We start from the raw sequence: 6,035 nt of genomic DNA, 5'->3' as shown, positions 1-6,035 counted from the left end.
GGCTCGAGGAACTTCGTGAGCAGGTTGAAGCAGGTCGTCTTGCCTGCGCCGTTGGGTCCGATGAGCGCGTGGATCGAACCGCGCACGACCGAGAGGTTGACCTTGCTGACAGCAGTGAAGCCCTTGAACTCCTTGGTGAGCTGGCGTGTTTCGAGAATGCAGCCGCTCATCGACGGACCTCTTCGCGCGGCGTGTCCTGGTTCATGCGCGCCCCGTTCATTCGTTGACGCACGAGAAGCTCGCCGCCACGTTGACATCGCCGCTGCCCTTGTACTTGGGCCAGGCCGGGTAGTCGCAAAGCGGCCGGGTGCGTCCAGGCACGCCCGCGGTGTCGGCCACGATCGGCGCGGTCGGCGCCGCGTCCTTCTCGACCCAGTTCTCGAGCGCGCTCAGCGAATCCCAGCTGGCGTTGAACACCGTGCCCACGGCATGCGCGTAGCCCGGGATCTGGTAGTAGCGCATGAAGCCCTTCACGCGCTCCGCCCCCATGGTGGCGCGCACCCGGTTGAAGTACTGGTCGGTGGCGCGCGTGCTGACCAGTTGATCGGCGGTGCCATGCGCCATCAGCAGCTTGCCGCCGTTCGCGGCGAACGCCGAGAGGTCGGCCTGGTTGATGTCCTGCAGCCCCGTGAGCTCGGCGATGCGTGCCTGCCAGGGTCCGGGATTCTCGGGATCGAGCGTCAGCGAATCGAAGGCGGGGTTCTTCGTCACGAAGAAGCGCACCCACTGGTCCCAGAAGTTGGCGAGGTAAGCCGCGTCGGCGGGCATCGGCGATGCGGGCTGCTGCGTTCCCAGGCCCAGGTGGGTGACGGTCGATTGGGTCGGGTCGGCGCCGGGCCGGCCGAACTCGGCCCCCCAGGCATTGAAGCCCGGATACTGGTTCTCCCCACTGCCGAGCGGGTAGTTGAAGACTGCCGGCGTGTCGATCACCTTGAAAAGGGCGATCTGCGCATCCGACAGGCAGTCGTCCGCCGTGTCGGCACCGCCCGGGCAGCGCAACGGCTTTCCGTCGAGCAGCGCGGTCGCGGGATCGAAGCGCTGGTTGCACGCGCTCTGGTTGCTGATCAGCCCGTCCTTCACGCCATCGATGGCATCGCAGGCCTGCATCACCGCGTCGAACAGCGCGGCGCGCTTCGTGAGGTTCGGGTAGGCACCCGGCACCGTCATCGCACGCGTGATGCGTCCGAATTGAAGATCGAGGCTGGCGGCGTTGAAGGCCGGGTAGAGCACGATGGCGCCGTTGAAATCGGTCGGCCATTTCTGCACCACCGCAAGCGCTTCGCGGCCGCCCGACGAGCCGCCCGCGAAGTAGCTGCGCTGCGGGCGCTGGGCATAGCGCTGCTCGATCAGGAACACGGCCGCGTCGCGCGTCTTCTTCAGGGCCTCGAACGAGAAGTTGCGCAAGGCCTCCGTGTTGAGCGCGAAGGCCCCGAGGTTGGCGGGATCGGTGGTCGCGTCGTGGCCCGAGTCGCTTCCGAACACCGCATAGCCGCGCCCGACCGGGTCGAGTGCGTCGACGGGACCGGCGGGCACGTTGCCGGCGACAACGGGAATGCTGCCGTCGTAGCCGCCACCGCCGTACATCATGGCCTTGCGGTTCCACTCGGTGGGCAGCAGCAGCGTCAGCTTGATCGGCGGCGCGGCCGGGTCGACCGGTGCGATCTCGGCGCTGAGCTGGCAGTACTCGCCGTGGCTCTTCGGCGCCTTGCCGCCCGCGGGCACCAGCGTGGCCGCCGTCACCTTGGCGCCGCCGGTGGCGAGCGCGATCGCCGAGGCGGGCACGGAGAGCTTCGCCATCTGCTCGCAGTTCAGCGGCGTGGCCGCGGCCGGCGCCGGTGCTGGCGCTGGCGCTGGCACCGCTGCCTGCGGGACGAAGGCCACGCCATCGCCGCTCCCGCCGCAGGCACTCAGCAAGGCCGCTGCGGCGAGCGTCGCGGCGAAGGAGATGCGCGGCACGGCGCTCGTCGCGCGGCGTTGCGATGAAAACTGGATGCTTCTGTTCATGCTTGTCTCTCTTTGTGGTGGAGTCGAGAAATCGCCATGCGTGCATGGCCTGCGGGATTCACGGCGACGGGCGCCGATCGATACGGCGGGCGCTACCGCGCCAACATGCCCTGGCGGCGTTCGCGCACCGATTGCCAGTGCGCGTCGGTCCATTCGTAGAAGCCGTGGCCGGAGCTCGCGCCGCATCGGCCGGCCGCCACCAGGGTCTGCAGCAGCTGCAGCACCGACTCGTTCTTCTCGAGTTGGGGCATCAGGTGAGCGCCGATGTCGAGGAAGGTGTGCAGGCCGCCGAGGTCGGCCGTCTCCAGCGGGCCGAAGGAGGCGTAGCGCTTGCCGATGCAGGCGCGCACGACCGCGTCGACGGTGGCCGCGTCGGCCACGCCGCTTTGCACCAGGTGGAGCGCTTCGCGCAGCACCGCGAACTGGATCCGGTTGCCGACGAAGCCGGGCGCCGCCTTGCTCAGCAGCACCGCCTCGAAGCCGGCGCGTTCGAGCCGGCTTCGCAGGGTTGCGCAGGCCTCGGGGGCGGTGGCCTTTGCCGGCACGAGTTCCACGAACGGGATGACGTGCGGGGGGTTCCAGAAATGCGCGACGAGAAAGCGCTCGGGGTGCTGCATGCGCTCGCACAAGGCGTCCGGCAGGAAGCCGCTGGTGTTGCTGGCGATCACGGCGTCGGGCCACAGTACCGCTTCGAGCTCTGCATAGAGCGCATGCTTGACCTCGAGCCGCTCGACGATGGCCTCTAACACGAGCGTGGCATCGGCCACCGCCGCGAGTTCGGCCACGACGCGAATCCGCGCGCGGGCCGCGTCGCGCTCGGCCTCAACGATACGGCCCGCGGCCATCAATTCCTCGAAGATTTTGTCCGCCAGCGCGGGCAGCTCATCGCGCCGCGCTTCGCTGAGATCGAACACGTCGACCGCTTCACCGGCGAGTGCCAGGCAGCTCGCGATGCCCACGCCCATGAGGCCCGCTCCCACCACGGCCACGCGTCGATTGATCTCGTTCATGCAACTTGTCTCCAGCATCTTGTGGCGCCGAAATCGCTCGGCCCTTGGCGCTGGTTTTGCAGAAAGCGTGCCCGTCGATCGCGGCCGTCGCGGCGCGCGTGTTTCTCATTCGGGCGCTTCGCGTAAACCCGAATGCCGCGAGCGCGCGCGACGCTGTGCAAGCGATGTCCAATACTGTCCAGGCCAATGCACACCACGTCCAACAACTGGACATCGATTCGGAGCGTCTAAAGTCACGCCCCTGCGCGCCACCGCCGCGCGTCATGGACATTCGCACCCGCGAACCAAGGGAGTCAGCCATGCTGCAGATCAAGGGAGACCAGGCCTTCGACCTGGCGAGCATCCGGGGCCAGGCCCTGCAGTCCTTCTTCGAGCTGTTCGGCCAGCTCGCCGAGGGCGCCTTCGTGATCGGGCGCGATGGCAAGGTCATCTGGGCCAATGCGCGCTACCTGGCCTTCATCGGCCTGGAGCCCGACCGGCCGGTGGTCGGCCAGCACATCTCGACGGTGGTGCCCGCGACGCGCATGCCCGAGGTGGTCGAGACCGGCCGCTCGATCCCCTTCGACCTGGTCGAGGTCAACGGGCGCTGGGCCGTGGTGTCGCGCTTCCCGATCAAGAACGACGCGCAGGAGGTCATCGGCGGTTTCTGCTTCGTGCTGTTCGACGAGCTCGATCCGCTGCGGCCGATGCTCGCGCGCATCCAGCAGCTGCAGAACGAGCTCGAGCGCACGCGCTCGAAGCTCAACCAGTTGCGCCGCACGAAGTACGAGTTCAGCCACTTCGTGGGCTCGAGCCCGCAGGCCGCGCAGGTGCGGCGCAGCGCGCGGCAGGTCGCGGCCACCGACTCGACGGTGCTGCTGCTCGGCGAGACCGGCACGGGCAAGGAGATGGTCGCGCAGGGCATCCATGCGGCCTCGCGGCGCGCGCGGCAGAACTTCATCGGCGTCAACGTGGCGGCCATTCCCGAGGAACTGATGGAGGCCGAGTTCTTCGGCTCCGCGCCGGGCGCCTACACCGGTGCCCATCCCAAGGGCCGCACCGGCAAGATGATGCTGGCCGACAAGGGCACCTTGTTCCTCGACGAGATCGGCGACATGCCGATGCGCATCCAGGTCAAGCTGCTGCGCGCGCTGCAGGAGCGCGAGATCGAGCCGATCGGCGGCAACACCGTGATCCCGCTCGACCTGCGCGTGATCGCGGCCACCAGCCGCGACCTCCGGCAACTGGTCGAGACCGGCCAGTTCCGCGCCGACCTCTACTACCGCCTGAGCGTGGTGCCGATCCAGATCCCGCCCCTGCGCGAGCGGCTCGAGGACCTGCCCGAGCTGGTCGACCTGCTGCTGGCCGAACTCTGCGCCACGCTCGGCATGCGCGAGAAGGACATCGCGCCCGACGCGCTGGCGCTGCTCGCGACGTTCGGCTGGCCCGGCAATGTGCGCGAGCTGCGCAACGTGCTCGAGCGCGCCTGCGTGGTGTCTGGCGATGCCTCGGAGCTGCGCGCCGAGCACATGCTGCTCAACGACGGCGCGCGGCCAGCCGCGGTTGCTGCGTCGGCCGCGACGGTGGCTCCGGCGCGCCACGACCTGCACGCCGCCGTGAACGAGACCGAGCAGAAGGCCCTGCTCAACGCGCTGCAGGAGACCAAGGGCAACAAGCTGCTCGCGGCCCGCCTGCTCGGCATCAGCCGCTCGACGCTCTACAACAAGCTCAAGCAGATGGCGCTCGAGCGCTAGCGGCCCGCGCGTTCAGCCGCCGCGGAACTGCCCGCGCAGGAAGTTGCGGTGCCGCGCGATGTGCCCCATCTGCGCGGGCGCGATGGTGCCGCCCAGGTCGTTCTCGTCCGCGCCGTTGAGCACCGCGTTCGCATGCGCGAGCGCGCGCGCCACGATCTCCTCCTCGCTCACGCCGAGCTGCGCGCCCAGGTCCAGCGCCACGCGCCGCATCGCGCGCTGCGACAGCATCCACATCGCGCCGAAGCGGTCCCAGGCGAGTGCGGACTCGCCGGCCTTCTCGTGCTCGGCGAGGATGTCCTTGAGCGGCTTGGCGAGCAGCTCGTCCATCGCCTCGAGCCGCTCGATCAGCGCGGCATTGCGCTCGGCCAGCTGCTCGGGCGTGGGCCCCGGCTCCGCCGCCTTGGGCGCGGGCGGCGGCGGTGGCACGAAGCCGGCCACGTGGGCATCGGCGGGAACGATCTGGAGTTGGTCTTGCAGGCTCATGATTTCTTTCCGTGGCCGGTGTCTGTGGAGGAAGTCTTGCGGCTCGTCATCGCCGTCGCGCGCAGCCCGGGCAGGTCGAGCACGCGCAGGCCGCCGTATTCGACGCGGATCAGGCCCTGCGCCGACAGCCCGTTGAGCGCCTCGTTCACGCGCTGGCGCGACAGGCCCACGAGGTAGGCCAGTTCCTGCTGCGTGATGCGCAGCACCTCGCCCACGCCCGGATAGAGCACCGGGTTGAACAGCGAGACCAGGTTGCGCGCCACGCGCGCGTCGGGGTTGTTGAGGCGGTCGATCTCGAGCGCGGCGATGAACTGGCCCAGGCGCTCGTTGAGCTGGTTCATCACGAAGCGGTTGAAGCCGATCGAATGGTCGAGCAGCCAGTGGAAGCTCTCGATCGGCAGGCCCGCGACGAGGCTGCGCCGCAGTGCCTGGATGTTGTAGCGGTAGGGCTCGCGCTTCATCACCGTGCCCTCGCCGAACCAGCCGCCGGGCGGCACGCCGGTGTAGGTGACCGAACCGCCGTCGGCGTTGTCGTTGCTCATCTTGAGCAGGCCCTCGACCACGCCGAACCAGTAGGTGGGCGAACGCCCCACGCGGCACACGAGATCGCCGACCTCGGCCTCGCCGACCACCAGCGCGGCCTCGGCACGGCGGCGCTCGGGCGCGGTGAGCGTGAGCAGCCAGGGGATGCCGTCGAGCTCGGCGGCATTGGGCGGACGCACGCGGTCCTTGATCGAACTGCCCGCGGCGAGGGGGAGGTTGAGCGAGGGGCTGCCGGTCGGCATCGGGAAACTCCGGGGAGTAG

6 protein-coding genes are annotated in these 6,035 nt (G+C 69.1%); 1 reads left to right on the top strand and 5 read right to left on the bottom strand.

Features of this window, described 5'->3' with window-relative positions; genetic code table 11:
- The 3 genes from BM109_RS15790 to BM109_RS15780 form a co-directional block, all read right to left on the bottom strand.
- Positions 1 to 170, bottom strand: a 170-nt coding sequence (locus BM109_RS15790) for an ATP-binding cassette domain-containing protein (RefSeq protein WP_143129173.1), incomplete at its 3' end; no start/stop codon positions are given.
- Between the two features lie 46 nt (positions 171 to 216).
- On the bottom strand, positions 217 to 2,004 hold the full coding sequence (locus BM109_RS15785) for a tannase/feruloyl esterase family alpha/beta hydrolase (RefSeq protein WP_093344135.1): 1,788 nt from the start codon (positions 2,002 to 2,004) through the stop codon (positions 217 to 219).
- 92 nt (positions 2,005 to 2,096) lie between these two features.
- Positions 2,097 to 3,014 carry a 3-hydroxyacyl-CoA dehydrogenase family protein gene (locus BM109_RS15780; RefSeq protein ID WP_093344133.1) on the bottom strand — a complete coding sequence of 306 codons (918 nt, stop codon included), beginning with the start codon at positions 3,012 to 3,014 and terminating at the stop codon, positions 2,097 to 2,099.
- A 299-nt stretch (positions 3,015 to 3,313) separates the two neighbouring features.
- On the opposite strand from BM109_RS15780, the gene BM109_RS15775 reads away from it, so the two are divergent.
- Positions 3,314 to 4,747 carry a sigma-54 interaction domain-containing protein gene (locus BM109_RS15775; RefSeq protein ID WP_093344132.1) on the top strand — a complete coding sequence of 478 codons (1,434 nt, stop codon included), beginning with the start codon at positions 3,314 to 3,316 and terminating at the stop codon, positions 4,745 to 4,747.
- Between the two features lie 12 nt (positions 4,748 to 4,759).
- On the opposite strand, the gene BM109_RS15770 is transcribed toward BM109_RS15775, so the two are convergent.
- Both BM109_RS15770 and BM109_RS15765 read right to left on the bottom strand, forming a co-directional pair.
- Positions 4,760 to 5,230 carry a hypothetical protein gene (locus BM109_RS15770; protein WP_093344130.1) on the bottom strand — a complete coding sequence of 157 codons (471 nt, stop codon included), beginning with the start codon at positions 5,228 to 5,230 and terminating at the stop codon, positions 4,760 to 4,762.
- Positions 5,227 to 6,015, bottom strand: coding sequence for a Crp/Fnr family transcriptional regulator (locus tag BM109_RS15765; RefSeq protein ID WP_093344129.1), 789 nt, complete (start codon positions 6,013 to 6,015; stop codon positions 5,227 to 5,229). Before BM109_RS15765 ends, BM109_RS15770 begins: the two co-directional genes overlap by 4 nt.
- Between the last annotated feature and the right edge of the window lie 20 nt (positions 6,016 to 6,035).

This window comes from Variovorax sp. PDC80 (assembly GCF_900115375.1).
Lineage (GTDB): Bacteria > Pseudomonadota > Gammaproteobacteria > Burkholderiales > Burkholderiaceae_C > Variovorax.
This window is presented reverse-complemented; position numbering and strand designations above follow the sequence as displayed.

Bases quoted from the DNA above. Each gene is read 5' to 3' on its own strand.
- BM109_RS15770 (WP_093344130.1), bottom strand. From the start codon at position 5,230: ATGAGCCTGCAAGACCAACTCCAGATCGTTCCCGCCGATGCCCACGTG.
- BM109_RS15765 (WP_093344129.1), bottom strand. From the start codon at position 6,015: ATGCCGACCGGCAGCCCCTCGCTCAACCTCCCCCTCGCCGCGGGCAGT.
- BM109_RS15785 (WP_093344135.1), bottom strand. From the start codon at position 2,004: ATGAACAGAAGCATCCAGTTTTCATCGCAACGCCGCGCGACGAGCGCC.
- BM109_RS15775 (WP_093344132.1), top strand. From the start codon at position 3,314: ATGCTGCAGATCAAGGGAGACCAGGCCTTCGACCTGGCGAGCATCCGG.
- BM109_RS15780 (WP_093344133.1), bottom strand. From the start codon at position 3,014: ATGAACGAGATCAATCGACGCGTGGCCGTGGTGGGAGCGGGCCTCATG.